This is a genomic window from Methylocystis parvus OBBP (genome assembly GCF_027571405.1).
GTDB classification, from domain to species: Bacteria; Pseudomonadota; Alphaproteobacteria; order Rhizobiales; family Beijerinckiaceae; genus Methylocystis; species Methylocystis parva.
Genome location: NZ_CP092968.1, coordinates 449790 through 474403, shown reverse-complemented (window position 1 = coordinate 474403; position 24614 = coordinate 449790). Strand labels below are relative to the sequence as shown.

Below are 24614 nucleotides of genomic sequence, written 5' to 3'. Positions count from 1 at the left end.
GAAAATGTCGGGGCGCGGCAAGAAGAACGCGGCGTCCCCTGCGAGCGCGGGAAAGGCCGGCATTGGCGGCAGACGCGACGGCGTTTGCGGCTCCCCGCCGCGCTTTTTGAACCCCCGCCCCAAAACGCCTATCTTTTAGCGAGAAGCGGAGGCGGCGAGAATGGACGCGGCGGTCAAAGGAAGCATTGAGCGCGTCTCTCCGCTCATTCGACGCCTTGTCGCGCCCAATCCCGGACCTTTCACCTATCGCGGCACATGCAGCTATGTCGTCGGCGCCGGCGAGGTCGCGATTATCGATCCCGGCCCTGCCGAGCAGCGGCACATAGAGGCTTTGCTGTCGGCCGTCGCCGGCGAGCGTCTGGCTTGCATTCTCGTTACGCATACGCATCGCGATCATTCGCCCGCCGCCCGCGCGCTGAAGGAGGCGACCGGCGCGCCGATCAAAGGATGCGCGCCCTATGCGCCCCGCGCCGGCCTCCGCGTGAAGGGCCCGGGCCTCGACGCGTCGCATGACGCCGCCTACGCGCCGGATCAGATCCTCGAGGATGGCGGCAGGATCGCCCTTGGCGGCGCGACGATCGAGGCGCTGCAGACCCCGGGGCACACGCAGAACCATCTCTGTTTCGCGCTTCTCGAAGAGAAGGCGCTTTTCACGGGCGATCATGTGATGGGCTGGTCGACGACAGTCGTCGCGCCGCCGGACGGCTCGATGACCGACTATATGGCCTCGATCGAGCGCCTCCGGGCTCGCGACGACAGCGTCTACTGGCCGGCCCATGGCGAGCCGGTGCGCGACCCTGCGCGCTATCTGCGCGCCCTCCAGCATCACCGCCGCGCCCGCGAAGCGGCGATCCTGCAGCGGCTCGAAGCCGGCGACGCGACGATCTCCGCCATGGTGGCGCGGATTTATGAGAGTGTCGACAAACGCCTGCACGGCGCGGCGGCGATGACCGTGCTTGCGCATCTCGAAGATCTGGTCGCGCGCGACCTTGTCGTCAGCGACGGGCCGCTGAGCCTGACGGGGACATATGCGCTGAAGCGAGCTTGAGCGGTCTTCGCCGGCCCCTTACCGCAAGTCGCCCTGCGGCAGCAGAATCACGACTTCGTTCCTGCGCACGCGGCCGAGACTTTTGCGCGTCTGCTCTTCGAGAATGTCCGCGTCGACCTTCTCGCCCTTGATCAGGGCGATGCGGCTTTCCCACTGCATGCGCTGAAGCTTCAGCATGTCTCGCTGTAAACGCAACTGCGCGAGCTTTTGCTCATATTCCTCGCCGGTCTTGAGCCCGCGCTGGCCGTTGACGCCGTGCCAGACGAAATAGGAAGCGACGGCGCCCGCGACGCAGAAGAGCGTCACGGGGAGAATCAGCGAACGAAGGAATACGCCCAGTCTGTGCATGATCCACAGAATAGGGCCGACTTCTGTAGGTAGCGTTAACGGGCCAATAAAACCCGTCAGCGGCGTCCGCCCCTGGCGACGCGCTCAATTTCCGCGCGGACAAGCCGCTCGACAATGACGGGGAGGTTGTCGTCCAGCCACTGCTTGAGCATCGGACGCATCATCTCCTGCGCGTATTTCTGCATCAAGCCGCTGTCATTGATGAACATGCTCGTCGCGAGCGCCTGGAAATGCGAGGCGATCGAGGAAGCGGCTTCCTGCGAGACGAGCGGCGCGCCGTCATAGGGCTCGTAATTTTCGAGCGGCGCCTCTTCCTCCGCGGCGACCAGCGCTTCCATGGGTTCGGGGTCGTCCGCGTAGGTTTCATCATGCGCGGCTGGTTCTTCCGCGACCGGCTCGGGCGCAGCGCGATTGAGGCGGAGCTGACGGATCTCGGCGACAGGCGCGAGCTGCGGACGCTCCTCCACAGGCTCCAATTGCGGCGGCGCCGGCGGCTCCAGCGCCGGGGCGGGATAAGCGTTCTGGGCGGCGGAAGCGGGCTCTAGACCCGGCTCCTGCTGGCGCCGCCCCTCGCGGCGCGCGCCGGGCAGTGAATCGTCGTCGGCGATGATGCGTCGGATCGAGGCGAGAATTTCCTCCATCGACGGCTCATGCGCGCGCATCTCATCCTGGAGAGATGGGGACGGGGCGGACGCGTTGGCTGCGCTCATGGAGTGCTTTCTTGCAATGGTTGACGACGTGTTGCTCGCGTCTGATCAATTATCTGTGACCGTCGGCAGCGCGCGAATCAACACGACCATAGCGAATTCCACACCTTTCGAAGCGCCCTGTCATCCGCTTCGTGAAACTCATCTCCCGTCGGGCGTATCGACGCCGAACCATTTCGAACGCACCTGATCATAATGGATCGCCGGATCGTAAAGCGACACGGCGAGGTTCAATTCTCCCGCGGACAGTCGGCCGATCGAGCCGAGCGCGGCATAAGAGGCGACGACGCGGTCGCGCTGCGAAAGCACGAGATTTACGCGCGCGTTGAGCAGCGACTGCTGCGCGTTCAGCACGTCGAGCGTCGTGCGCTGGCCGACCTTCGCTTCTTCGCGCACGCCCGCGAGCGCGGTCTCCGCCGCCTTCACCGCGGCTTGTCCCGAAACGATCGACGCCTTCGCCGTTTCGAGAAGGCCGTAGCTCGACACGACGCTGGCGCGCACGCTGTCGCGCTGCACGTCGGCGTTCAGGCGCGCCTGTCCCAATTGTTCTTTCGCCTGCCGGATCGAGGCGTATTCCGCGCCGCCCTGGTAGAGTGGAATGTTGAGCTGTCCGGTCGCGCCGAGGGAGAGGTAGCGCGAACCGGGCGAGCCGAGAAAGCTGTCGTACTGGTTCGAAACCTGGGCGTTGACCGACAATGTCGGCGACAGCGCCGACTCGGCCACTTTCACGGCAAGCTCCGCCGCGTCGACCTGATGAAGCGCGGACACGACGCCGGGATGTTCGATGATCGCAATGCCGATCGCTTCGTTGAGCGATTTGGGCAGCAACGGCTCGAGCGAACGCCCCGGCTCCAGACGGTTGGGTTCGACGCCGATGATCTGTCGGTAACCGGCGACGCTCGTCTTGAGCTGCGCCTGCGCGGCGTACAGCTCCGAGCGCGCCTGCGCCACCGAGGCTTCGGCCTGGGCGACGTCCGTGCGGGTCACTTCGCCGACTTGAAAGCGGTCGCGGGTCTGCTTCAGTTGCTGCTCGAGAACGGCGATGTTGTTCTTGCGAAGATTCATCACCGCCGTGTCGCGCAGCACGTTCATATAAGCGGTGGCGCCGTTCTGCAGCGTCGCCTGCTCGGTCAGCCGCATCGTCGCGCGCGCGGCGAAGACGCCCGACTCGGCGCGCTTGACGGAATTCTCCGTCGCGCCGCCGTCGAAGACGCTTTGAGACACGTTGAGCGTCGAACCGCGCGGATATCCGAGATACTGATCGTATGAATAAGACCGGCCGTTATCGAGCTGGTTGCGACCGGCCGGAAGCTTCACGTTGCTCCACTGCGGTCCCCAGGTCGCCTGAATATTGGCTTTGGGGCGCATACCGGCTTCGGCCCTCGGCGTGTCCTCATCCCGAGCGCGGACGTTTGCGCGGCTCTGGTTGAGGTCCGGGTTTCCCGAATAGGCGCGAGCCAGCGCGGAATAGAGCGACTCAGCGCGCGCCCCCCCGGCGGCAAGGGGAGCGACCGACGTCATGACCGCGATAATCGCGGCCGCCTTAAACTTGACAGCATACGACCGCCACCGCGCCGCCACACCCATCCAGCATTCCTCTCGATATTCCAAACTTAACCGTAAGCTCAGCAATTTGCGCGACTTCCGGTAAAATCAACACTCGGACACGAGAACGCTAGGAACGCAAATGAGGCAGAAAAGTGGCGTCAGAAGGAGAAAGCCTGCGGTTTCGCAAATCCTTCGAGCACTGTTGCATTTGCGCTGAGTAAAGAAACCCGTCCGGCCGCCTGTCCGCCCTGCCGCTCATATCGCACGACATGCTGACCCGCGCCTGTCTCCGGGGTCACGATCGTGAGAAGGCGGCCATTGGGCGCAAGCTGGGCGAATAGAGCGTCCAGACCGGCCTCCACCGCTCCCTGCACGTAGATCACGTCATAAGGGGCCGCAGCCGCGAAGCCCTTCTCGAGCGGTCCGGTTTCGACCCGCACGTCTTTGGCGCCGATGGCCGCGAGGCCTTCCTTGGCGCGGGCCGCGAGCTCGGGATCGCTTTCGAGGGCGACGACGTCGCCGACGAGGCTGGACAGAAGCGCGGCCGAATAGCCTGCGCCGCCAATGTCGAGCGCCTTCTCGCCGGGGCGCGGCGCGCCCCCCTGCAGCAGGCGGGCGAGAACCAGCGGGGGCAGGAGCGTGCGCTTATGGCCTCCGGCGCCTTTGACCGTGATCGCGAGGTCCGAATAGGCGAGCGGCCCCTGACTGGCCGGCAGGAAGAGTTCGCGCGGGACATCGAGAAAGCGCTCAAGGAGCGGAACGTCCGTCACGTCGAAAGGACGAAGCTGACGGTCGACCATGGTGCGCCGCAACTCGGCGACCGCTTGTCCCTGCTCCGTATCGCGACGAACCGTCGCCACCGCTGCTTCCGACATTGGCATCCCGGCGCGCCGCCGGCCTCTATTTTTGCTGAATTCGCCGGTATCGCCGACGCGGGCTTTATAGGTTCCGGCTCACGCCATGTCCATGGCTGCGGAGCCGGAAGCCTTGGCGGCCGCTCCGTCCAGAAGCGTCATGCCCGCCTCGCCGAGGGCGCGCATCTGGTCGAGGGACGTATTGTCCAGCACCCGCGCAATGGCGTCCCGGGCCTCGATCATCACGAGCCGGACGGCGCAATGGGTCTCGTCGAGGCAATCTTCGCACCTGCGGTAAAGGCGGCGGCTGGCGCATTGAATCGGAGCCAGGGGGCCGTCCAGGGTGCGGACGAGATTGCCGACGCTGATCTCGCCCGGGGGGCGCGCGAGCATATAGCCGCCGCCCTTCCCCTTCTTGGAGTGGACATAGCCGGCGTTGCGCAGTTCGCTGAGAATGGCGTCGAGAAATTTCTTGGGGATTTGATTGGCGGCGGCGATGTCCGCCACGAGAGCGGTCTGCCCAGGCTCGACCCCGGCGAGATAGGCCATCGCCTTGAGGCCGTATTTGGCTTTTTTTGTCAGCATCGGGATTTTTTACCACAGCTTCGCGCGAGCGGAGCGACTCGGACGAGAATATTCCAGCGTGTCGGGCTGATCTCGTGACTAAATCACATATTTGAGTTTTTTCATATTAGCCCCTCCGAGCTGGGCAATTGAGGCCAACTAGTTTAGTGGACTAATAGACAATTGACGGGCATGGGTTTATGAGTCAGGCATTTGACGCCTAAAGCCCGTGCGTTGCGTCAATTAACATGAGAATACAGTGGAATAGTCAAGGGTCGCCGCCATGTCCATGCTCGCCGATGCGCTCCATGCCTTTAATCCGCTGTATTCCTTATCGGGATTCGTTGTGGGCGGGCTGGTCGGCTTCACCGGCGTCGGCGGCGGTTCGCTCATGACCCCCATCCTGGTGCTCCTTTTCGGAATAGCGCCAACGACGGCCGTCGGCACGGACCTGCTTTATGCGGCGATCACGAAAAGCAACGGGACGCTGGTCCACGCCCTCAACGGCACGGTCGATTGGCGCATTACGCGACGGCTGGCCAGCGGCTCCGTCCCGGCGACCATCGCCGCGCTGGTCACCTTGTCCTGGCTCGGCAAGACCGCCGGCCATGCGGCCAACGGCCTCATCACTTCTGCGCTCGGTTTCGCGCTTCTGCTCACCGCCGCCGCCATCCTCTTCCGTCGCTGGATCCTCGATTACATCGCGCATCATCTCGACGATATGAGCGACCGCCGGGTCTGCGCCCTCACCATGACGCTCGGCGCCTTCCTCGGGGTTCTCGTGTCGGTTTCCTCCGTCGGCGCGGGGGCGGTCGGCATGACGATCCTGCTCGCGCTTTATCCTCGCACGCCGACCGTGCGTCTGGTCGGCTCCGATATCGCGCATGCGGTGCCGCTGACGCTCGTCGCCGGCGTCGGACATTGGCTGATGGGCGGCGTGGATTGGCTCTTGCTATTCTCTCTCCTGATCGGCTCTCTGCCGGGCATCGCCATTGGCAGTCACCTCGCCGCCCGCGTTCCCGACCACTATTTGAGGCCGGCGCTTGCGACAATGATGGCGGCGGTAGGCGTCAAGCTGTCGATTTGAGAACAAGGGGAGGAACAAAATGTCGGATACGAGCTTCACGCCGTCCGCCAAGCCGGGCCGGGGCCGCATCTACGATTCGATCACGCAGACGATCGGCGACACGCCGATCGTACGCCTCGACAGGCTGGCGAAGGACAAGGGCGTCAAAGCCAATCTTCTCGCCAAGCTGGAATTCTTCAATCCGATCGCGAGCGTCAAGGACCGCATCGGCGTCGCCATGATCGAGGCGCTCGAGAAGAGCGGCAAGATTTCCCCCGGCCAGACCGTGCTTATCGAGCCGACCTCCGGCAATACGGGCATCGCCCTCGCCTTCGTCGCCGCGGCGCGCGGCTATCGGCTGATCCTCGTCATGCCGGAATCCATGTCGATCGAACGCCGCAAGATGCTGGCCCTGCTCGGCGCCGAGCTCGTGCTCACTCCCGCTTCGCAAGGCATGAAGGGCGCGCTCGCCAAAGCGGGCGAGCTCGCGGCGGAGACTCCCGGCGCCGTCATCCCGCAGCAGTTCGAGAACCCCGCCAATCCCGAAATCCACCGCGTCACGACGGCGGAGGAGATCTGGAACGACACGGACGGCAAGGTGGACTATTTCATCTCCGGCGTCGGCACGGGCGGCACGATTACGGGCGTCGGCCAGGTGCTCAAGAGCCGCAATCCGGCGCTGCGCGTGGTCGCCGTGGAGCCGGAGGATTCGGCGGTGCTTTCCGGCCGGCCGCCGGGACCGCACAAGATCCAGGGCATCGGCGCGGGCTTCGTGCCGCCGATCCTCGATCGCGCCGTCATCGACGAGATCGTCACTATCGGCAATCAGACCGCCTTCGACAACGCTCGGCTTTTGGCGCGCATCGAAGGAATTCCGGTCGGCATCTCCTCCGGCGCGGCCGTTGCGGCGGCGCTTGAAGTCGCCAATCGTCCCGAGGCCGAAGGCAAGAATATCGTGCTGATCATCCCCTCCTTCGCCGAGCGCTATCTCTCCACGGCGCTGTTCGAGGGGCTCTAAAACAGAAAAAGGGCCGGATGGGCGACGCCGCCCCCCGGCCCTCTTTGCGAACGGCGACCGTCTATTTCTTGGCGCCGATGGCGGGCAGCCCCCGGCGCATATAGTTGCGTCCATAGGCGCCGGTCACATAGCCCACCGCGCAGATCACGAAATAGACGACGAGCAGAAAGCCGCCGCGCTGATTGGCGAGCGAGGCCTTTTCGAGAATTCCCGTCACGGAGCTCTCGTCGATATACTTATCGGCGACCACCCCCGAGATGACGGCGACGACCGGAACGAGCCATGACGGCAGCCGGAACCAGCCGAGCGCCGCCGAGGCGACGAAGGCCACAAGGCCGAAAACATGCACGAACTGGATGAAGATCGATTGCGACACCAATCCGAGGAAGCGGACCAACTTGAGCATTTCTCACCTCTTTCAGGTCTCGGGCGCATCCCGTAAGAGCTGGGAGCCCCCCTCCCTGACCCTCCCCCTGTCAGGGGGAGGGAAGAACGCAAGCGGCGTCTCCGCTCCCTCCCCCTGGAAGGGGGAGGATTGGGGTGGGGGTCCCAAACCTCGCAACTTAATTTGAAGCAAGCCGCTAGACCCATTTGCTGGCGATCTTACACATTCGGCAAGTGCTGCGCGAGGGCCTCCAGGACGGCCATGCGGACGGCGACGCCCATCTCGACCTGCTCGCGGATCAGCGACCGCGCGCTGTCGGCGACGCCAGAATCGATCTCGACGCCGCGGTTCATTGGCCCCGGATGCATCACCAGCGCCTCGGGCGCCGCATAGGCGAGCTTCTCTTCGTCCAGGCCGAAGAAGTGGAAATATTCGCGCGCGCTCGGCGCCAGCGCGCCGGCCATGCGCTCCTTCTGAAGGCGCAGCATCATGATGATGTCGGCGCCGGCGAGGCCGCGCTTCATGTCGTGATGCACCTCGACGCCAAGGCGCGAGAGGCTGTCGGGCGCGAGCGTCGAGGGGCCGACGACCCGAACCCGCGCGCCGAGCGCCGACAGCAGGATGATGTTGGAGCGTGCGACGCGCGAATGAAGAATGTCGCCGCAAATGGCGACGTTCAGCCCCTCGATGCGGCCCTTGTTGCGCCGGATGGTGAGAGCGTCGAGCAGCGCCTGCGTCGGATGCTCATGCGCGCCGTCGCCGGCGTTGACGACCGAACAATCCACCTTGCGCGCGAGAAGATGCGCCGCGCCCGCCTGCGCATGACGAACGACGATGATGTCGGGCCGCATCGCGTTGAGCGTCATCGCCGTATCGAGCAGCGTCTCGCCCTTGGACTCGGACGAACGCGCCACGGACATATTCATGACGTCGGCGCCGAGGCGCTTGCCGGCGATCTCGAATGAGGCCTGCGTCCGCGTCGACGGTTCGTAGAACAGATTGATTTGCGTGCGCCCGCGCAGGTTGGAGCGCTTCTTCTCGACCTGGCGGGACACTTCGACCGCCTGCTCGGCCATGTCGAGCAGGGCTTCGATGTGCGGACGCTTCAGGCCTTCGATGCCGAGAAGGTGGCGGTACGGGAAAATGACGTCTGCCTGCATGGCGACCGTCTATAGCAGCTTTGCCGTCCGCCGCGACCCTCGAATTCGTCCGTTCAGCCGACGGCGGTGATGGGCGGGGCATCGCTTTCCGCCGGTCGTGGCGCGCCGGATTCGACCATCGGGCAGACGCCGAACAGGCTCGCCACCTGGTTCGCCGGCCGCGGATAGCTGAACAGATAGCCCTGAACCTCGCGGCAGCCGAGATCGCTGAGAATCTTGAACTGGCATTCCGTCTCGACGCCCTCGGCGGTGATCAGCAACGACAGCGACCGCGCCAGCTCGATCGTCAGCTTTACGACCGAGCTGCACATCGGGTTGGTCTCGATATTGGCGACGAAGGAGCGGTCGATCTTGAGCCGGTCGAGCGGCAGCCCGACGAGATTGGCGAGAGACGAATAGCCCGTACCGAGATCGTCCAGCGCGGTCTTTATGCCGAGGCGGCGCAGATTGGCCAGCATCTCGAACGCCTTCTCGCCGTCGAGGATCATCGCCGTCTCGGTCAGCTCCAGCTCCAGCCGGTGCGGGTCGAGCCCGCTCGCGTCGAGGGCGTCGAGCACCATCTGTTCGAAATTGGGTTTGCGAAGTTGCAGCGCGGAGACGTTCACCGCCACTCTGAGATGGGGCGGCCAATGTTTCGCCGCCGTCATGGCCTCCCGCAACGCCCAGGCGCCGACCCGGTCGATCTGACCGACGCGCTCGAAAAGCGGGACGATCTCGCCGGCGCTCAGGACGCCGCGCACCGGATGGCGCCAGCGCAGCAACGCCTCGAAGCCTGTCGTCTCCTGCGTCTGCGTGTCGACGAAGGGCTGATAGACCATGAAAAGCTCGCGCTGCGCGAAGGCGCGATCGAGCTCGGCGTCGAGCGTGTTGCGCTCGGCGACGAAACCGAAGCGGTCGCGAAACAGCGTATAGCCGCAGCGTCCCGACTGTTTCGTCGCATACATGGCGCTGTCGGCGTTGCGCATCAGGCTTTCAGGGTCGACGCCGTCGGAGGGCGCGATGGCGACGCCGATCGAAACGGACATGGGAACGGAACGGCCGTCGATCTCGAAGGACGACCGGAAATTGGCCAGAATGCGCTGGGCGATCGTCACCGCATCCTCGACGCCGCGGATGTCGACGGCGATCAGAGCGAATTCGTCGCCGCCAAGGCGCGCGACGAGGTCATTTTCGCGCGTCGACGCTTTCAGCCGGCGCGCCGCTTCGACGAGCACGGAGTCGCCGACCTCGTGGCCCATCGAGTCGTTGACGCTCTTGAAGCCGTCGAGATCGAAACACATCAGCGCGAAGCGCTCGTTGCGCCGCGCGAGACGCGCGAAGGAGCGCGTCAGCTCTTCCCGGAAGGCGACCCGGTTCGGCATGAGGGTGAGTTCATCCCGCAACGCGCCTTCCTGCGCGGCGGCCTCCGCCGCACAACGCCGCGCGGCCGCGCCGGCCCGCTTCATGGCGCCGGTCAAGACGACAAAAGTATAGATGCCGGCGGTCGCCGCGACGATCTCGAAGACGGAGTCGCGCTGGGACAGGATCGCGATGGTGAATCCCGCCCAGATCGGGATGGCGTGCGCGAGCAGCGCGCCGGGGATCATGCTGAGCGCGTAGCTGCCGCCGAACAGGGTCGCGAAGACGAAGCCAGTCATCATCAATTGATGCCGCATCGACGCGTCGTTGAAGAAGAAAAGCGGCATCGCCCCCCATAGCGAGCCATGCAGGAGCGCATTGGCTGTGGCGCGCCAGACGCCGCGCGCGGAAGCGGCGCGCGGCTGACGCGGGGGCGCGGTGATCCGTCGCGCATATATGACGCCGGCGAGCGCGAAAATCAGAGTCGCCCATATCTTCGCCGGATCGGCGAAAGACGTTTCCCAAACGGAAATGCAAAAGGCGAGCGCGCTGAAGCAGGACGCCAGCATCAGGACCGGCGTGCAACGCTCCAGATCGCCCAGCTGCTCGGCGCGAAACCGTCCACGTACGGCGGGCGATAGCGGGGCGTCGTCAAAAGCGAGGGGATCGCCTTCGAAAAAATGGCGCAATCGCGCAAGGCGGCTCTCCTTGGAAACGCCGCCGCTTCCCGGCTGAGAGAAGGCCTCGGAAATTGCTGAAAAAATAAACATGACCGGGCTGCATCCTATTTCCTCCCGGCCGCGCCAAAGCGAGCCGACAGGAATCCGATCCAGCCACATTCCACGGCAGTCCTTGCTACTTTTTAAAGTTTGCCGGCTGAATCGCAGCTAGACTTAACATTTCGTCGCACCCTGTCGCACCCCTCGGGCCTTGCTTTATACTCAAGGGGAGCATATCTACTCCGCAGTTGGGGTTGCGGGCGCGCTATTGCGTCATTAAACTCTAATGAATGAGCGCTCCGGGCGGGGTTCGCCGCGGGGTTTTTGTAGGGGCGCCTTATACTCAATTCGAGCATAAGAGCCGCAGGCGTCAACGTAGGGGTTAGGCATCCATGACGTCTCAGACCGTCGAACTCATTCGCGGGCTTTCGCCCGAAACGCCGCGCACGGCCAGGCCGAAAGCGCGCTTCCCCGTGCTGCCGCGCCCCAATCTCGAATGGACGCCCGAGGTCGAAGCTGCGACCGCGCATCTTTATGAGCGCGTCTCCAGGGTGATTCCGCCGGTCGAGTGGCCGTTTCACGCGCCCTACGTAAAAGCGATCAATGACATCAAGAAGACTCGCAACGCGGTGATTTTGGCGCATAACTATCAGACGCCTGAAATCTATCACTGCGTCTCGGATTACATTGGCGACAGCCTGCAGCTCGCCAAGCTGGCGAGCAAATCGGACGCCGACGTGATCGTTCAGGGCGGCGTGTATTTCATGGCCGAGACGTCGAAAATCCTGAACCCGGAAAAGACGGTTCTGATCCCTGACGCCGAAGCCGGCTGCTCGCTCGCCGCCTCGATCACCGGCGCCGATATCCGCGCTCTGCGCCGCAAATATCCGGGCGTCCCGGTCGTCGCCTATGTGAACACTTCCGCCGACGTAAAAGCCGAAGTCGACATATGCTGCACCTCCTCCAACGCCGTGAAAGTCGTGGAGAGCCTGGGCGTCGACACCGTCATCATGGTTCCCGACCGTTTCCTCGCGCAGAACGTCGCCGCGCAGACCAAGGTCAAGATCATCGCCTGGGAAGGCGCCTGCGAGGTGCACGAACTGTTCACGGCCGAGGAGATCGAGGGCTTCAAGGCCGATCATCCGGGACTCAAGGTGATCGCCCATCCCGAATGCCCGCGCGAAGTCGTCGAGGTCTCAGACTTCTCCGGCTCGACGGCGGCGATGATCGATTATGTGCGCAACAAGAAGCCGGCGCGCGTGCTGCTCGTGACGGAGTGCTCCATGGCCGACAATATCGCGGCCGAGACGACCGGCACGGAATTCGTGCGCCCGTGCAATTTCTGTCCGCATATGAAGCGCATCACGCTGCCCAAGATCCTCGACAGCCTGCTTTATCTTCGCGATGAAGTGGTCGTCGACCCGGCCGTCGCCGCCCGCGCGCGTCAGAGCGTGCAGCGGATGATCGATCTCGGCTGAGGAGGACTCGGTCCTCCTCGCCGGGACGAGCGAGACCCTTATGGAGATCCGCATGTCCGCGCTCGACGCCGTCCTCGCCGCCATCGACGCGGCCAACGCCGAAGATCCGCGCAGGGTCGACGGCCGCGCCTTCGAGATCCTGTACGCCGAGCGCATGAGCGCGCGTCTCGCCGCCATCTACCCTGACGCCTCGGATCTCCTCAAAATCGCCGCTCGCGCCCAGCATCTCAAGCGCTGGGAGATCCCGCGCGCCGACTATCCGGAAGGCCGCAAGGGCTACAATGACTGGCGACGCGCCTGCCGCATCCATCACGCCGCACTCGCGGACGAGATCATGCGGGCCAACGGTTATGACGCGGCGTCGATCGCCCATGTCGGCGCGCTGATCCGCAAGGAACAGATCAAAAAGGACCCCGAATCGCAGGCGCTGGAGAATGTCGCGGCCGTTGTCTTCCTGGCGCATTATTTCGACGAGTTTCTCGAAAAATACGCCGGCTATGACGACGCGAAGATCGTCGACATTCTGGGCAAGACGCTCTGCAAAATGTCGCCCAGGGGCCATGCGGCGGCGCTCGCGCTTCCCCTGCCCGACCGCGCCCGCGCCCTTATCGCCGCCGCCGTGGAAAAAGAGGCCGCCGCGCTCGCAAAGCTCGCCGCCGTCTCGCTCGATTAACTTATGCCCGACAAGCTCCCACCCATCCTGATCGTCGGCGGCGGCCTCGCGGGGGTCTTCTGCGCGCTCAAGCTCGCGCCCCGCCCTGTCGCCATTCTCGCCCCGACGCCCGTCGGGGCCAGCGGTTCTTCCTATTGGGCGCAGGGCGGCATCGCCGCCGCCGTCGAGGAAGGCGACGCCGCCGAACGCCATGCGGACGACACGGTCGCCGCCGGCGGCGGCATCGTCGATCGCGAGATCGCGCTCGGCATGGCAAGCGAAGCGCGCGACCGCGTCGAAGACCTCGCCGCCTGGGGCGCGCCCTTCGACCGCAAGACCAACGGCCATTTCGCGCCCTCGCAGGAGGCGGCCCATTCCCATCGCCGCATCGTCCGCGTGATGGGCGACACGGCGGGCCGCGCCATCATGGAGACGCTCGAGAAGCGCGTGAAGGACACGCCCTCCATCACAGTCGTCGACGGCTACTCCGCGCAGCAGATCCTCACGCGCGGCCGGCGGGTCGTCGGCGTGCGCGCGCGCCACGCCTCGGGGCGCATCTGCGACATTCCCTGCGCCGCGCTCATTCTCGCGACGGGGGGCGTCGGCCATCTCTATCGCGTGACGACCAATCCTGTGGAGGCGCGCGGCGTCGGCGTCGCCATGGCGGCGCGGGCGGGCGCGATTATCGCCGACGCCGAATTCGTGCAGTTTCATCCGACCGCGATCGACATCAACGCCGATCCGGCGCCGCTCGCGACAGAGGCGCTGCGCGGCGAGGGCGCGATCATCGTGGACCGCGCGGGCAAGCGGTTTCTGCTGGACGTAAATCCCGCCGGGGAACTCGGACCCCGCGACGTCGTCGCCCGCGGCGTCTTTGCGAGCATCAAGGCGGGGCGCGGGGCTTTTCTCGACGCCCGCGCCGCCGTGGGCGAAGAATTCCCACACCGCTTCCCGACTGTTTACGCAAGTTGTAAATCCGCCGGCGTCGACCCGGTGACGCAGCTCATCCCCATCGCCCCGGCGGCGCATTACCATATGGGCGGCGTCTGGACCGATGCGCGCGGGCGCACGAGCCTTTCCGGTCTCTGGGCGATCGGCGAGGTCGCCTCGACCGGCGTGCATGGCGCGAACCGCCTCGCCTCCAATTCCCTCCTGGAGGCCGTCGTCTTCGGCGCGCGCGCGGCCGCCGACATCGCAGGGGCGGAACTTTCCGAAATCGATTTACGCATTGCGTCGGAGCGTATGGAGCCGCCAGCGCATGAACGTGATTTCGCCGTCGTCGAAGAGTTGCGCGACCTCATGTCGGCGAATGTCGGCGTCATCCGCGACGCCGCTGGATTGACCGGCGCCCTGAAGGCCATCCGCCGCCTCGCCGCGCGCACGAACGACATCGAAGTCTCCAACATGCTGACGACGTCGCTGCTCATCGCCGCTTCGGCGCTGGCGCGGCGGGAAAGCCGGGGCGCGCAGTTCCGCTCGGATTTCCCGAAGGAAGACCCCGCCTTCGCCCGCCGCTCGCAAATGACGCTGGCGGACGCCTTACGTATCGCGGACGAGGTGGGGCTCTGATGTCCCATTGCCCGAATGCGCCACGATCTCATCCCTCCCCCTTGCGGGGAGGGTGGCCCCGCGAAGCGGGGTCGGGTGGGGCCAGCCGAGACATACGCCCAAGATCGTTGACCCCCACCCCTGCCCCTCCCCGCAAGGGGGAGGGAAGAGCGCGCCCAGTATCGCCGCGCTACGAGCAACGCCCATGATCTTCGACCTCTCTCCCATCCTCATCGACGACGCCGTACGCGCTGCGCTGGCCGAGGACCTCGGCCGCGCGGGCGACGTCACGACGCAAGCGACGATCCCGGCGAGCGCCAACGCCCGAGCGGTCATCGCAGCGCGGGAAGCGGGCGTCGTCGCGGGACTGGCGTTGGCGCGCGCGGCCTTTGCGCAGATGGATTCGAACGTCGCCTTCGAAGCCTGGGGCGAGGACGGAGCCAGAGTCGAGACGGGCGAAATCGTCGCGCGCATCGAAGGGCCCGCCCGGGCTATTCTCTCCGCAGAACGCGTCGCGCTGAACTTTATGGGCCGACTTTGCGGGATCGCGTCGCTGACAGCGACTTATGCGGCGCGCATTGCGCATACGAAGGCGAAGGTCTGCGATACGCGCAAGACGACGCCCCTTATGCGCGCCTTCGAGAAATACGCCGTGCGCTGCGGCGGCGGCGCCAATCACCGCTTCGGTCTCGACGACGCCGTGCTTATCAAGGACAACCACATCGCCGTCGCCGGCGGCGTCGTCCCCGCCCTGCGCGCCGCCAAGGCTTTCGTCGGCCACCTCGTCAAGATCGAGATCGAGGTCGACAGGCTCGACCAGTTGCAGGACGTCCTCACCGAGGGCGTCGACGCCGTGCTGCTCGACAATATGCCGCCCGACGACTTGCGTAAGGCGACCGAGATGGTCGCCGGCCGGATGATCTGCGAGGCGTCCGGGGGCGTGACTCTCGAAACGATCGCCGCCGTCGCCGAGACCGGCGTCGACCTCATCTCCGTCGGCGCGCTGACGCATTCCGCGCGCGTGCTGGATTTGGGTCTCGATATAGCGATCGCCTGACGTCGTCGCGACGAGCGCCGGCGACAAAGTCGCGTCGCGCGAGATTGCTTCGCTTCGCTCACGACGCGCTGAAGTCTTGCCGTCCGTTAACGCGCTTTCGACGAACCGGATCGCAATTTTCTGAACTTTTCACGTCAACCTTCCTCACAATGAAGGAGGCTTGACATGCTCGGTATTATCGGCGGCTTCGCCCTGCTCTATGGAGCGCTTCACGCTTACGCTGCGGGGACCGGCGGAACGATTCCGATGCTGCTCGGCGCGCTGCTCGTTCTTTGCGAATTCGGCGACGCGCCGATCAGAAGCGCGGTCGCCGGCCTTCACCGCGCAAATGTGAAGGCCGCCATCCGCGCTCATCTCTGATAGCGAAAGGCGAAATCGCCGCCGCTTGCCGCGTCGCGCGCAGCCGCGCCTTTTCGTTCACCCGGCAGGCGCCTCGCCTTTTCAGCGCGCCGAGAGGCTCCTGCGCATGGCTCCCGCTGGTCACTTGCACAATGCCGCGCTGAGCCGCGCCAGCCTCAGCCCGCGCTTTTCCAGCATTTCGGGCAGGCGCGGCGAGAGGAGAAAGGCGAGTTCCTGCTCGCGCGTGATCGTCACCGGATCCTGCGCCTTCAATTCGTCATCGATATGGCCCGGATGGCACATGACAAGATGCGCCCGGCCCGGCGCGCGCAGATAGGATTCGAAGGATTTGGCGTAATCCTTCCCCGCATCGAAATCCGAGAAGCCGGAAAACCCGTCATTCGTCGCGAAACCGCGCCAATTTGCGGCCCGGTGAAAGCCCGAGGAGAGCGCCCTTACGGCGAGCGCCTTGCGTGAGTGAGCGCGCCGCGCCGCGATGCGATGCACGCTGTCCGCGGCGTTGCGCACCCAGGCGCGCCCACTGAGCTTGCGCGCCAGCATGGCGTCGAGCAGCGCCTCGCGAACGCCCGGCAAGCCGTGCACATGCTGGTGACCGTCGACGAAATCGGGCCGGCGCTCCATCACCGCTTCGAATCGATCGAGCTGCCGGTCGATTTCCGCCCTGATCTCCTCCATTGGGAGCTTGCCGCGCATCGCCGCCCGGATGACCTTGGAGACAGGCGGGAAGGTCCCGGCCGGCGCGAAAGCCGGCATCGGTCCGAGCGGCCGGCCCAGAGTGAGGTTGAAATGCAGCCCGACATCGGCGTTCTCGCTGCGTCGGAGCAGATCGCGGCCCATGGCGGGCCAGCGCGGCCCGGTGACCAGCGCCGAGACCGCCGTCAGCCGTCCAGCGTCGAGCGCCTTCAAAATGCCGACGCTTACGCCATATGAGAGGCCGTAATCGTCGGCGCAAAGCGCGATGATGCGATCCTTCGCCATTGCCGCCCTGCCCTCGCCCATCTATGCCGCGCCCGGATTTTCTGATTGAACCCAGCCATGAACGACAGCATCGAGACCCCCGATATATCGGTCGTCATCCCGGTATTCAACGAGCGCGCCAATCTGCGCCCCCTCGGCCAGCGGCTCGTCCCGGCGCTCGAAGGCGCGGGCGTGACCTTCGAGGCGATCTTTATCGACGACGGTTCGCATGACGACAGTCTCGACGAGCTGCGCGCCGTTTGCGCCGAAGAGCCGCGCTTCCGCGCTCTGTCCTTCTCCCGCAATTTCGGCAAGGAAGTCGCGATCGCCGCCGGGCTCGACGAAGCGCGCGGCCGCGCCGTCGTCATCATGGACGCCGATCTCCAGCACCCGCCGGAGGTCGTCGCGCAATTCGTCGAGAAATGGCGCGAGGGCTACAAGAATATTTACGGCCAGCGCACCGACCGCGCGACCGACCCGAAGATGCGAACCTTTTTCACGGAGCTCTTCTACAGCCTGCTGGAGAAGTTCGGCGACGTGCCGCTGCCGCCCGGCGCCGGCGATTTCCGGCTGCTGGACCGGCAGGCGGTCGACGCCCTGCTCTCCATGCGCGAACGGGCGCGATTCAACAAAGGCCTCTATGCCTGGATCGGCTTTAAATCGATCGGCGTGCCCTTCGAAGTCGATGCGCGGGCGAGCGGCGAATCCAAATTCAACTTCACGCGGCTCGTGCGCTTCGCCCTCGACGGGCTGATGTCCTTTTCGTCGATCCCGCTGAAAGTCTGGACCTATGTGGGCCTCGCCATCTCGATATTCGCGCTGGGCATGGCGGGCTATTACTGGGCGCGCACAATGCTGTTCGGCGTGGATACGCCGGGCTTTCCGACCCTCGTCGTATCGATCGCCTTCTTTTCCGGCGTGCAGCTCATCTCGCTGGGCGTTCTCGGCGAATATATCGCCCGCATCTTCAACGAGGTGAAGGGACGGCCGCTCTATCTCGTGGCGGAACGGGTTGGAGGCGAAAAAGCGAAAAAGGCGCGATGAAGGGGACCAACATCGCCCCGCTTCGGCTCCCGGCCTATTGCCCAGCCGGCGCGTCGAATTCCTCGCGCTCAATGGAAATCTTGTTCTTCCCCTTGACCGACGCCTCCACCACTTGCCCCCATGACGGATCGACGACGGCGTATGAGCGGTAGTTGTTGGCGGCCGCAAGGTCGACGAAGATCCTGTTGTAGTAATGGTCATTGGGGCCATTAGGATCGTATTTGAACACGACGGTGAAAATCGAATAGGCCCCCTCGTTGCAAAGCTCGATCTTTTTCAGCTCGGCGTCCGCTTTTCTGAAAACGCGTTTCACAGCTTCCGGCCACTGGCTCTGTTCCAGAGTTCGGCGCCCATGGGTCATGGTCTTGTAGAGCGAGGTCGCTTCAAGGGCCGGCGCCGCGAGCGCCGTCTGGAAAAAGGAGATAATGGCCAGGGCGGCCAGAGCGGGGAGAAAGCTTTTCATCCTTGTGCGTCCAATTGGTCGTTCACGCGCCTCGCCGAGCGCAAATCTATCAAGCCGCACAGACTGAGCGGCCGCTGTGCGCGTCCGCATCTCTGAGCGAATAAGTGCCCGGCGCGCCGTCAACGCCCATAGCCGAGGTCGTCGATCCGGACGAGGCGCCCGTTTTCGAAGATCAGCGACTGCATCAATTGCGTCGACCCGAAATTATAGATCCATTGATCGACCCGGACCTCGATGATCGAGGGTCCCGAATAAGAGTAAGGCTGGCCGGGAATGAGGGGCTGCGGCGGCGCGGCGTAGACGTCCGGCCGATATTCCACATGGCTATCGGTCGAGGACGGCCGGCCGCAAAGCTGGAGGACCTGTCCCTGCGTCTGGCCCTCCTCGACGAGCTGCGTCCCGCAGCGCAGGGCCCGTGCGGGCAGCCCCATGGAGATAAGAAAGACGGGCGCGAGCAATAGACTTGCCTTCATGATCCCTGCCCGCAAACGCCCGTTCCTACGCGCCGCTTCCAAGCTAGGCCAAGTCCGGCGACGGCGCCAGTGGAGGCGGGATAGGCGGATTTTGGCAATATTGCTGTAGAAGCCATGAAATGATTCGCAGTCTACTCTCGGTCGGCGGCTTCACTTTGCTCTCGCGCGTGACAGGATTCCTGTCGCTTGCGATGCAATCTGCCATTATGGGCGCCGGCGCCGTCTCCGACGCCTTCTTCATCGCCCAGCGCCTGCCCAACAGCTTTCGCTCCATCTTCGGCGAAGGCGCCTTCAACGCGGCCTTCATTCCCTGTTACGCGAAGTCGCTCGAGCAGGAAGGCGACGAGCCGGCGGAGGAATTTGCGGGCGAGGTCTACGCCCTGCTCCTCGCCTCGCAGATCGTGCTGCTGCTGCTGGTCTGGCTGCTCACGCCGCAATTCGTCTCGCTGCTCGCGCCGGGCCTCGGCGACCGGCCGGAGAAATTCGCGCTGGCGGTCAGCCTGACGCGCATCACCTTCCCCTATCTTCTGTTCATGACGCTCTTCGCGCTCCATATGGGCGCGCTCAACGCGCATGGCCGCTTCGCGCTGCCGGCCTTCGCGCCGAATCTCATGAACCTCACCGTCATGGCGGCGCTGGCCGTGGCCTTTCTCTTTCCCAACGCCGGCTATGCGGCGAGTTGGGGCGTCACCATCTCCGGCGCGCTGGAGCTGGGGCTGCTGATGTGGGGCGCGCGCCAGATCGGCGTGCTGCGCGGATTGCGCAAGCCGCATTGGGCGCGCGTGCGCGAATTTTTTCTCATGCTCGGCCCGGCGGTGATCGGCTCGGCGAGTCCGCAGATCGCCGTCTTCGCCGACACGATCCTCTCCTCCATGCTCGCCGATGGCGGCGTCTCCGCGATCTCCTACGCCGAACGGCTCTATCAGCTTCCCGTCGGCGTGATCGGCATTGCGGCCGGCACGGTGCTGCTCCCCGAGATGAGCCGCCGCATCGCTTCCGGCGACGTCGACGGCGCGCATAAGGCGCAGAGCAATACGATGGCGCTCACCATCGCGCTCGCCGCGCCCTTCTTCGTCGCCTTCGACACGATCCCCGAGCTGATCGTCGCGGGCCTCTTCATGCGCGGCAAATTCACCGCGCATGACGCGGTCGCCGCGGGCGACGTGCTGGCGGCCTATGGCGCGGGTCTGATGGCGCTGGTGCTGATCGCCTCGGCGCGCGCGAGCTTCCAGTCGCGCGGCGACACCTCGACCCCGATGAAGATCGCGCTCTCGGCGCTCGCCGTGAATGTGGCGCTCAAAGTCGCCCTCTTCCGCCCGCTGGGAGCCGTCGGCCTCGCCACGGCGACCTCGGTCGGCCTCTGGATCAATCTCGGCGCCCTCGTCGCGCTGGCGATCCATCGCGAGCTGATCGATTTCGACGGCGTGTTTGCAAAGTCCGTCGGCGCGACCTTCCTCGCCTGCATGTTGCTGACGCTCGTCGCCATATTCGGCCGCGCGCCGGCCCTGGCGCTCGGGCTGCATTTCGGCGCGCAGGCGAATCTGGTCGCCCTGATTGCGCTGGGCGCTGCGGGGGCGGTCGTTTACGCAGCGACGCTCATTGGCGCGCTGCATCTTGCGGGCGTGCGGGTCGGGAGTTTGCGGAGAGGGAGGCGGTGATTGCCCTCCTATCATTGCGAACCGAAGGCGAAGCAATCCAGTGCAGGGATGAGACTCTGGATTGCTTCGCTTCGCTCGCAATGACGGGAATGGATGCTAGTGAAGCTCTTCGTGAAGATCTCGCCATGTTGGGTTCATAGATTCAATCAGAGCAAGTTTTTTCGCGCGCGATCCGCCTTTAAGCTGCTTTTCACGCGTAATGGCCTCGGGCATTGTTTCGTAAAACTCATACCAGACAAGTAATTTGCACCCATAGCGCTTGGTGAAGCCGTCCCGAAGCTCATCTCGGTGCTCCCAGATGCGTCTCGGCAAATTCGATGTCACGCCCGTGTAGAGCGTGCCATTGCGTTTGCTGGCGACAATGTAAACGGCCGGGTTTCTCATTTCGTCAGCTTAGCCGTCATTGCGAGCGAAGCGAAGCAATCCAGGGCAACAGCCGCAACTCTGGGTTGCTTTGTTTCGCTCGCAATAACGGTTGGACGTCTCACATAAACTGCGACAGGCCCGGGATCGAATTGGCGATTTCCTTCACCTTCTCCTCGCCGATGACGGTTTTCGCATAGCCGAAAATCTCGTGACCGAGCTTCTGGATCTGGCCCATGTCGAGGCCGAGCGCGTTGAGCTTCGTCGCGACGCCCATCAGGCCGGAATTCAGCAGGCCGCCGAGCAGACTGCCCGCGCCGCCATCCGCGCCGGCCGAGGCCTCGTCGGCCGCCTCGCGCGCGCCGGGCGCCTTGTCGAAGAACTCCGCCACCGGGCCTTCGGGAAGCTCCTTTTGCAGGAAGGCGAGCACATGGCCGATCGCGGTCTTTGCGACGCCGGCGTCGACGCCGATCGCAGCGGAAACGCGCTCAATCAATTCATCCATCTAATTCCTCCCTTTGGCCTTTGAGGGCGCGGGAACTGTCGCCGCGGATCGTGACAATTGCAAGGGGCGGCGCGCGACCGTCAGATTGACGAGCGCAAGCCAATAAGGCGCCGCGCGTTAAGAGGGACGCGCCTCACGCCGCCGGAGCATTCCGACGTGAGTTCAATGGACAAGCTGCGGGGATTGGGTCAGCTTCCGCGCCGACGACGCCAAGAAAATATCAGTTACGCAATCCGACGCGCTACGCGCAAAAATTCCGACATCATGTTCGTCGATTGAGCGAAGGAGTGACGCGCGGCCGCGTCACTCCTGCCTGCTCGACTACAGGCCCGGCCGCATCTCGTCCGGTTTTTCCGTATTGGTCGCCGTCACGCCGCTGCGCTGCGCCAGCGCCGGCAGCAGCGACTTGATCCGCGCGACGCCTTCCGCGCCGATGAGCGACTCGGCGCGCAGCAAGGTCTCCTCGATCAGTCTTTCGCTCTGCGCCTGGGTGAGGCCGAGATTGGCGAGCTTGCCGACGAGGATGTTCAAATCCGCGCGGCCATGGCCCATGAAGCTCGTCATGCCTTCGATGGCCTGAGTCACGCCCCCATCGCTCGACGCCTGCGCGGCCGCGACCGCCTGACGCGCGCCCGGCATCTTGTCGATGAATTCGCCGACATGCCCGTCGGGAACCTCGTCCCGCAGAAACCGCAGCACATGCCCAATCGCGGCCTTGGCGATCGAAGGTTCGAGCGACGTCGCTTCGACCACGCGTCTCGACAGCTCTTCCATGACACCCCTCCTTACAGGGTCAACCTGAAGGCGAAATGTCGCGGCGGAACCGGCAGTCAAGCCAAGCTAAGCGAATTTAAGGGAAATAAAGCCGAGCGCCGATCGCGGGCAAATCCCGCTCCTTTTACGCGGAGGGCGGCCCTGCACGGCAGGGTTGGGTGGGCAAGGCCCCAACCATTGTCATTGCCGCGCGAACCCCACCCATCGGCCTGCGGCCGCCGACCTCCCCGTAAAGGGAGGTATCGGGCTCGCGCCTAAGATTGCTGTCGTGAGCAGGCGCGCGGGAATAGAAACTGCTAAGCAGCGTCCAGCCCGTAAAGCGAGTGCAGCGTGCGCACGGCCAGCTCCGTATAGGCCTCGTCGATCAGCACGGAAAACTTGATCTCGGACGTCGTGATGGCGCGGATGTTCACGCCCTTTTCCGACAGCGCCCGGAAGCCGCGCGCCGCGACGCCCGCATGGCTGCGCATGCCGATGCCGATGGCCGAGACCTTGGCGACGTCCTTCGCGCCTTCCATGCTGGCGAAACCGATATCGTCCTTCACCTTCTCGATGATCGCCGTGGCGCGGTCATAGTCCGCCTTAACCACGGTGAAGGTCATGTCGGTCATGCCTTCCTGGGAGACCACCTGCACGATCATGTCGACATTGATGCCCGCTTCCGCGAGCGGCATGAAGACGGCGGCGGCGACGCCGGGCTTGTCCGCGACATGGCGCAGCGTGATCTGCGCCTCGTCGCGCGAGAAGGCGATGCCTGTGACGACCTGGGCTTCCACAATGTCCTCCTCGTTGCAGATGAGCGTCCCCTCGCCCGGATTGGCGGGATCGTCGAAAGAGGAGCGCACATAGGTCGGCACGCCGTGCACCATGGCCACTTCGACGGAGCGGACCTGCAAAACCTTGGCGCCGAGCGACGCCATCTCCAGCATTTCCTCGAAGGCGATGCGCTCCATGCGCCGCGCCTTGCCCTCGCTCAATATGCGTGGATCGGTCGAATAGACGCCGTCCACATCCGTATAGATGTCGCAGCGGTCGGCCTTGATCGCGGCCGCGAGCGCCACGGCGCTCGTGTCCGAGCCGCCGCGCCCGAGCGTGGTGATGCGGTTCGTTTCGGCATGCACGCCCTGAAAGCCAGCGACCACCGCGACTTCGCCGCGCCCGAATCCGTCGATGACGCCCGCGCCCTCGATCGACTCGATGCGCGCGGAGCCATGCGCGTCGTTGGTGCGGATCTGGATCTGCCAGCCGAGCCAGGAGCGCGCCGGCACGCCCATCTGCTGCAAGGCCATGGCGAGAAGTCCCGCCGTCACCTGCTCTCCCGAGGCGACGACGGCGTCATATTCGCTTTGGTCATAAAGCGGCGCGGCTTCCTTGCACCAGGCGACGAGTTCGTTCGTCTTGCCGGCCATGGCGGATACGACCACCGCGACGTCGCGGCCGGCGTCGACCTCGCGCTTGACGTGGCGCGCCACATTGCGGATGCGCTCGACATTGGCGACGGACGTGCCGCCGAATTTCATGACCAGGCGTGACATAAGGACCGGTGTTGGGGCAGTAGGCAGTCTGCGGTCGGCGGGCCGCCCACTCGCGTCCCGCCAAAAGCGCGCGTATATGTGACGGCCTTCGCCCCCCTGTCAACGGCGGGCGGCCCGCCCCAAATCAGGGGCGCGGAAGAGGTCTTGCGCCGCGTCGCGCCGGCGAGACCGCCCTTGAGACGTTTTGTGAGGCCCCCTTGTCCGAACACGCCGCCCCCCATTCCGCCAGCGTCAATCCCGAGGACGTCGCGCGCTTCAACCGTCTCGGCGACCTGTGGTGGGACAAGACGGGGAAGATGGGCATTCTTCACGACATCAACCCGATCCGCGTCACTTATATTCGCGACCATGTCCGCCGCTTTCTGAGGGGCGACATGACCGCCCTCAACGAATCGCCCGAACGCCCGCTCGAAGGCGTGCGCATCGCCGATATTGGCTGCGGCGGCGGCATTTTGAGCGAATCCCTCGCCGAACTCGGCGCGCAGGTGACGGGCGTAGACCCGGCGCCGAACAATATCGCCGTGGCGAGCCGCCATGCCGAGAAGATGGGGCTCGCCATCGACTACCGGAACGTCACAGCGGAGGCGCTCGCCGAGACCGGCGAGCAGTTCGACGCGGTCGCCGCGCTCGAAGTGATCGAACATGTCGAGGGCCCGAGCGATTTCGTCGCCATGCTCTCGCGGCTCGTTCGGCCAGGCGGGCTGCTTTTCCTGGCCACGATCGACCGCACGATGAAGAGTTACGTCTTCGCCATCCTCGGGGCCGAATATGTCCTGGGCTGGGTGCCCAAGGGCACGCATGATCACGACAAATTCATTCGACCCGACGAGCTTTCCGGCTGGGTGCGCAAGGCCGGCATGCGCGAGATCGACCGCGCCGGCATGAGCTTTCAGCCCCTGACCCGGAGCTGGCGCAAGAGCCACGATACGGACGTGAATTACCTCATGGCCGCCAGGAAGGACCGCTGATCGGGGCGCGTCGGTCCCACGGGC

Annotated in this window: 26 protein-coding genes; 11 read left to right on the top strand and 15 right to left on the bottom strand. The window is 64.8% G+C overall.

The genetic code is table 11. From position 1 onward, the window contains the following. Positions 1 to 160: 160 nt before the first annotated feature. Entirely contained in the window at positions 161 to 1048 is an 888-nt protein-coding gene (locus tag MMG94_RS02270; RefSeq protein ID WP_016922123.1) for an MBL fold metallo-hydrolase, read from the top strand. 18 nt (positions 1049 to 1066) lie between these two features. On the opposite strand, the gene MMG94_RS02265 is transcribed toward MMG94_RS02270, so the two are convergent. The 5 genes from MMG94_RS02265 to MMG94_RS02245 form a co-directional block, all read right to left on the bottom strand. After that, a complete protein-coding gene (locus tag MMG94_RS02265; protein WP_016922122.1) occupies positions 1067 to 1396 on the bottom strand; it encodes an FtsB family cell division protein in 330 nt (109 codons plus the stop codon). Between the two features lie 56 nt (positions 1397 to 1452). Further along, positions 1453 to 2106, bottom strand: coding sequence for a PopZ family protein (locus MMG94_RS02260; protein ID WP_081495757.1), 654 nt, complete (start codon positions 2104 to 2106; stop codon positions 1453 to 1455). Between the two features lie 138 nt (positions 2107 to 2244). Continuing rightward, positions 2245 to 3624: a TolC family outer membrane protein gene (locus tag MMG94_RS02255; protein WP_051001185.1), complete on the bottom strand. Its 1380-nt coding sequence runs from the start codon at positions 3622 to 3624 to the stop codon at positions 2245 to 2247. A gap of 185 nt (positions 3625 to 3809) precedes the next feature. Then, positions 3810 to 4526 carry a protein-L-isoaspartate O-methyltransferase family protein gene (locus MMG94_RS02250; RefSeq protein ID WP_016922119.1) on the bottom strand — a complete coding sequence of 239 codons (717 nt, stop codon included), beginning with the start codon at positions 4524 to 4526 and terminating at the stop codon, positions 3810 to 3812. Between the two features lie 78 nt (positions 4527 to 4604). Then, on the bottom strand, positions 4605 to 5090 hold the full coding sequence (locus MMG94_RS02245) for an RrF2 family transcriptional regulator (RefSeq protein WP_016922118.1): 486 nt from the start codon (positions 5088 to 5090) through the stop codon (positions 4605 to 4607). 262 nt (positions 5091 to 5352) lie between these two features. Here MMG94_RS02245 and MMG94_RS02240 point away from each other — a divergent pair, with 262 nt between their 5' ends. Next, complete coding sequence (locus MMG94_RS02240) at positions 5353 to 6156, top strand: sulfite exporter TauE/SafE family protein (protein WP_016922117.1); 804 nt, start codon at positions 5353 to 5355, stop codon at positions 6154 to 6156. Positions 6157 to 6175: 19 nt separating this feature from the next. Then, the gene (gene cysK / locus MMG94_RS02235; protein ID WP_016922116.1) at positions 6176 to 7153 is read left to right on the top strand and encodes a cysteine synthase A; all 978 of its coding nucleotides are present in this window, start codon (positions 6176 to 6178) and stop codon (positions 7151 to 7153) included. A 61-nt stretch (positions 7154 to 7214) separates the two neighbouring features. On the opposite strand, the gene MMG94_RS02230 is transcribed toward cysK, so the two are convergent. The 3 genes from MMG94_RS02230 to MMG94_RS02220 all read right to left on the bottom strand — a co-directional run bounded on the left by MMG94_RS02230 (position 7215) and on the right by MMG94_RS02220 (position 10806). Further along, positions 7215 to 7559 (bottom strand): hypothetical protein, encoded by a 345-nt coding sequence (locus MMG94_RS02230; RefSeq protein WP_016922115.1) that lies wholly within the window; start codon positions 7557 to 7559, stop codon positions 7215 to 7217. A gap of 197 nt (positions 7560 to 7756) precedes the next feature. Next, positions 7757 to 8698 (bottom strand): aspartate carbamoyltransferase catalytic subunit, encoded by a 942-nt coding sequence (locus MMG94_RS02225; RefSeq protein WP_016922143.1) that lies wholly within the window; start codon positions 8696 to 8698, stop codon positions 7757 to 7759. 53 nt (positions 8699 to 8751) lie between these two features. Further along, the gene (locus MMG94_RS02220; RefSeq protein WP_016922144.1) at positions 8752 to 10806 is read right to left on the bottom strand and encodes a putative bifunctional diguanylate cyclase/phosphodiesterase; all 2055 of its coding nucleotides are present in this window, start codon (positions 10804 to 10806) and stop codon (positions 8752 to 8754) included. Positions 10807 to 11147: 341 nt separating this feature from the next. On the opposite strand from MMG94_RS02220, the gene nadA reads away from it, so the two are divergent. The 5 genes from nadA (at position 11148) to MMG94_RS02195 (ending at position 15850) form a co-directional block, all read left to right on the top strand. Next, positions 11148 to 12233 carry a quinolinate synthase NadA gene (gene nadA, locus MMG94_RS02215; protein WP_016922145.1) on the top strand — a complete coding sequence of 362 codons (1086 nt, stop codon included), beginning with the start codon at positions 11148 to 11150 and terminating at the stop codon, positions 12231 to 12233. A gap of 52 nt (positions 12234 to 12285) precedes the next feature. Then, positions 12286 to 12906: a DUF4202 domain-containing protein gene (locus tag MMG94_RS02210; protein ID WP_154420073.1), complete on the top strand. Its 621-nt coding sequence runs from the start codon at positions 12286 to 12288 to the stop codon at positions 12904 to 12906. A 3-nt stretch (positions 12907 to 12909) separates the two neighbouring features. Then, positions 12910 to 14454 carry an L-aspartate oxidase gene (locus MMG94_RS02205; protein ID WP_154420075.1) on the top strand — a complete coding sequence of 515 codons (1545 nt, stop codon included), beginning with the start codon at positions 12910 to 12912 and terminating at the stop codon, positions 14452 to 14454. 184 nt (positions 14455 to 14638) lie between these two features. Then, positions 14639 to 15490 carry a carboxylating nicotinate-nucleotide diphosphorylase gene (gene nadC / locus MMG94_RS02200; protein WP_016919237.1) on the top strand — a complete coding sequence of 284 codons (852 nt, stop codon included), beginning with the start codon at positions 14639 to 14641 and terminating at the stop codon, positions 15488 to 15490. A gap of 165 nt (positions 15491 to 15655) precedes the next feature. Then, positions 15656 to 15850 (top strand): hypothetical protein, encoded by a 195-nt coding sequence (locus tag MMG94_RS02195; RefSeq protein WP_016919238.1) that lies wholly within the window; start codon positions 15656 to 15658, stop codon positions 15848 to 15850. Between the two features lie 120 nt (positions 15851 to 15970). Here the strand turns inward: MMG94_RS02195 and MMG94_RS02190 are convergent, their stop codons facing one another. After that, positions 15971 to 16828: a ChbG/HpnK family deacetylase gene (locus MMG94_RS02190; protein WP_016919239.1), complete on the bottom strand. Its 858-nt coding sequence runs from the start codon at positions 16826 to 16828 to the stop codon at positions 15971 to 15973. Between the two features lie 57 nt (positions 16829 to 16885). Here MMG94_RS02190 and MMG94_RS02185 point away from each other — a divergent pair, with 57 nt between their 5' ends. Beyond that, positions 16886 to 17851 (top strand): glycosyltransferase family 2 protein, encoded by a 966-nt coding sequence (locus MMG94_RS02185; protein WP_016919240.1) that lies wholly within the window; start codon positions 16886 to 16888, stop codon positions 17849 to 17851. A gap of 34 nt (positions 17852 to 17885) precedes the next feature. Here the strand turns inward: MMG94_RS02185 and MMG94_RS02180 are convergent, their stop codons facing one another. Then, positions 17886 to 18314, bottom strand: coding sequence for a hypothetical protein (locus MMG94_RS02180; RefSeq protein WP_016919241.1), 429 nt, complete (start codon positions 18312 to 18314; stop codon positions 17886 to 17888). 119 nt (positions 18315 to 18433) lie between these two features. After that, a complete protein-coding gene (locus MMG94_RS02175; protein ID WP_016919242.1) occupies positions 18434 to 18787 on the bottom strand; it encodes a DUF2845 domain-containing protein in 354 nt (117 codons plus the stop codon). 119 nt (positions 18788 to 18906) lie between these two features. Here MMG94_RS02175 and murJ point away from each other — a divergent pair, with 119 nt between their 5' ends. Further along, on the top strand, positions 18907 to 20445 hold the full coding sequence (gene murJ / locus MMG94_RS02170; protein WP_016919243.1) for a murein biosynthesis integral membrane protein MurJ: 1539 nt from the start codon (positions 18907 to 18909) through the stop codon (positions 20443 to 20445). 96 nt (positions 20446 to 20541) lie between these two features. Here the strand turns inward: murJ and MMG94_RS02165 are convergent, their stop codons facing one another. The 4 genes from MMG94_RS02165 to MMG94_RS02150 form a co-directional block, all read right to left on the bottom strand. After that, positions 20542 to 20829, bottom strand: a complete 288-nt coding sequence (locus MMG94_RS02165; RefSeq protein WP_016919244.1) for a GIY-YIG nuclease family protein — start codon at positions 20827 to 20829, stop codon at positions 20542 to 20544. A gap of 100 nt (positions 20830 to 20929) precedes the next feature. Continuing rightward, positions 20930 to 21313, bottom strand: coding sequence for a DUF2267 domain-containing protein (locus MMG94_RS02160; RefSeq protein WP_016919245.1), 384 nt, complete (start codon positions 21311 to 21313; stop codon positions 20930 to 20932). A gap of 321 nt (positions 21314 to 21634) precedes the next feature. Next, positions 21635 to 22087, bottom strand: coding sequence for a hypothetical protein (locus tag MMG94_RS02155; RefSeq protein WP_016919247.1), 453 nt, complete (start codon positions 22085 to 22087; stop codon positions 21635 to 21637). 296 nt (positions 22088 to 22383) lie between these two features. Continuing rightward, positions 22384 to 23622 (bottom strand): aspartate kinase, encoded by a 1239-nt coding sequence (locus MMG94_RS02150; RefSeq protein WP_016919248.1) that lies wholly within the window; start codon positions 23620 to 23622, stop codon positions 22384 to 22386. A gap of 197 nt (positions 23623 to 23819) precedes the next feature. On the opposite strand from MMG94_RS02150, the gene ubiG reads away from it, so the two are divergent. Beyond that, positions 23820 to 24590, top strand: coding sequence for a bifunctional 2-polyprenyl-6-hydroxyphenol methylase/3-demethylubiquinol 3-O-methyltransferase UbiG (gene ubiG / locus MMG94_RS02145; RefSeq protein WP_016919249.1), 771 nt, complete (start codon positions 23820 to 23822; stop codon positions 24588 to 24590). The last annotated feature ends 24 nt before the right edge of the window (positions 24591 to 24614 follow it).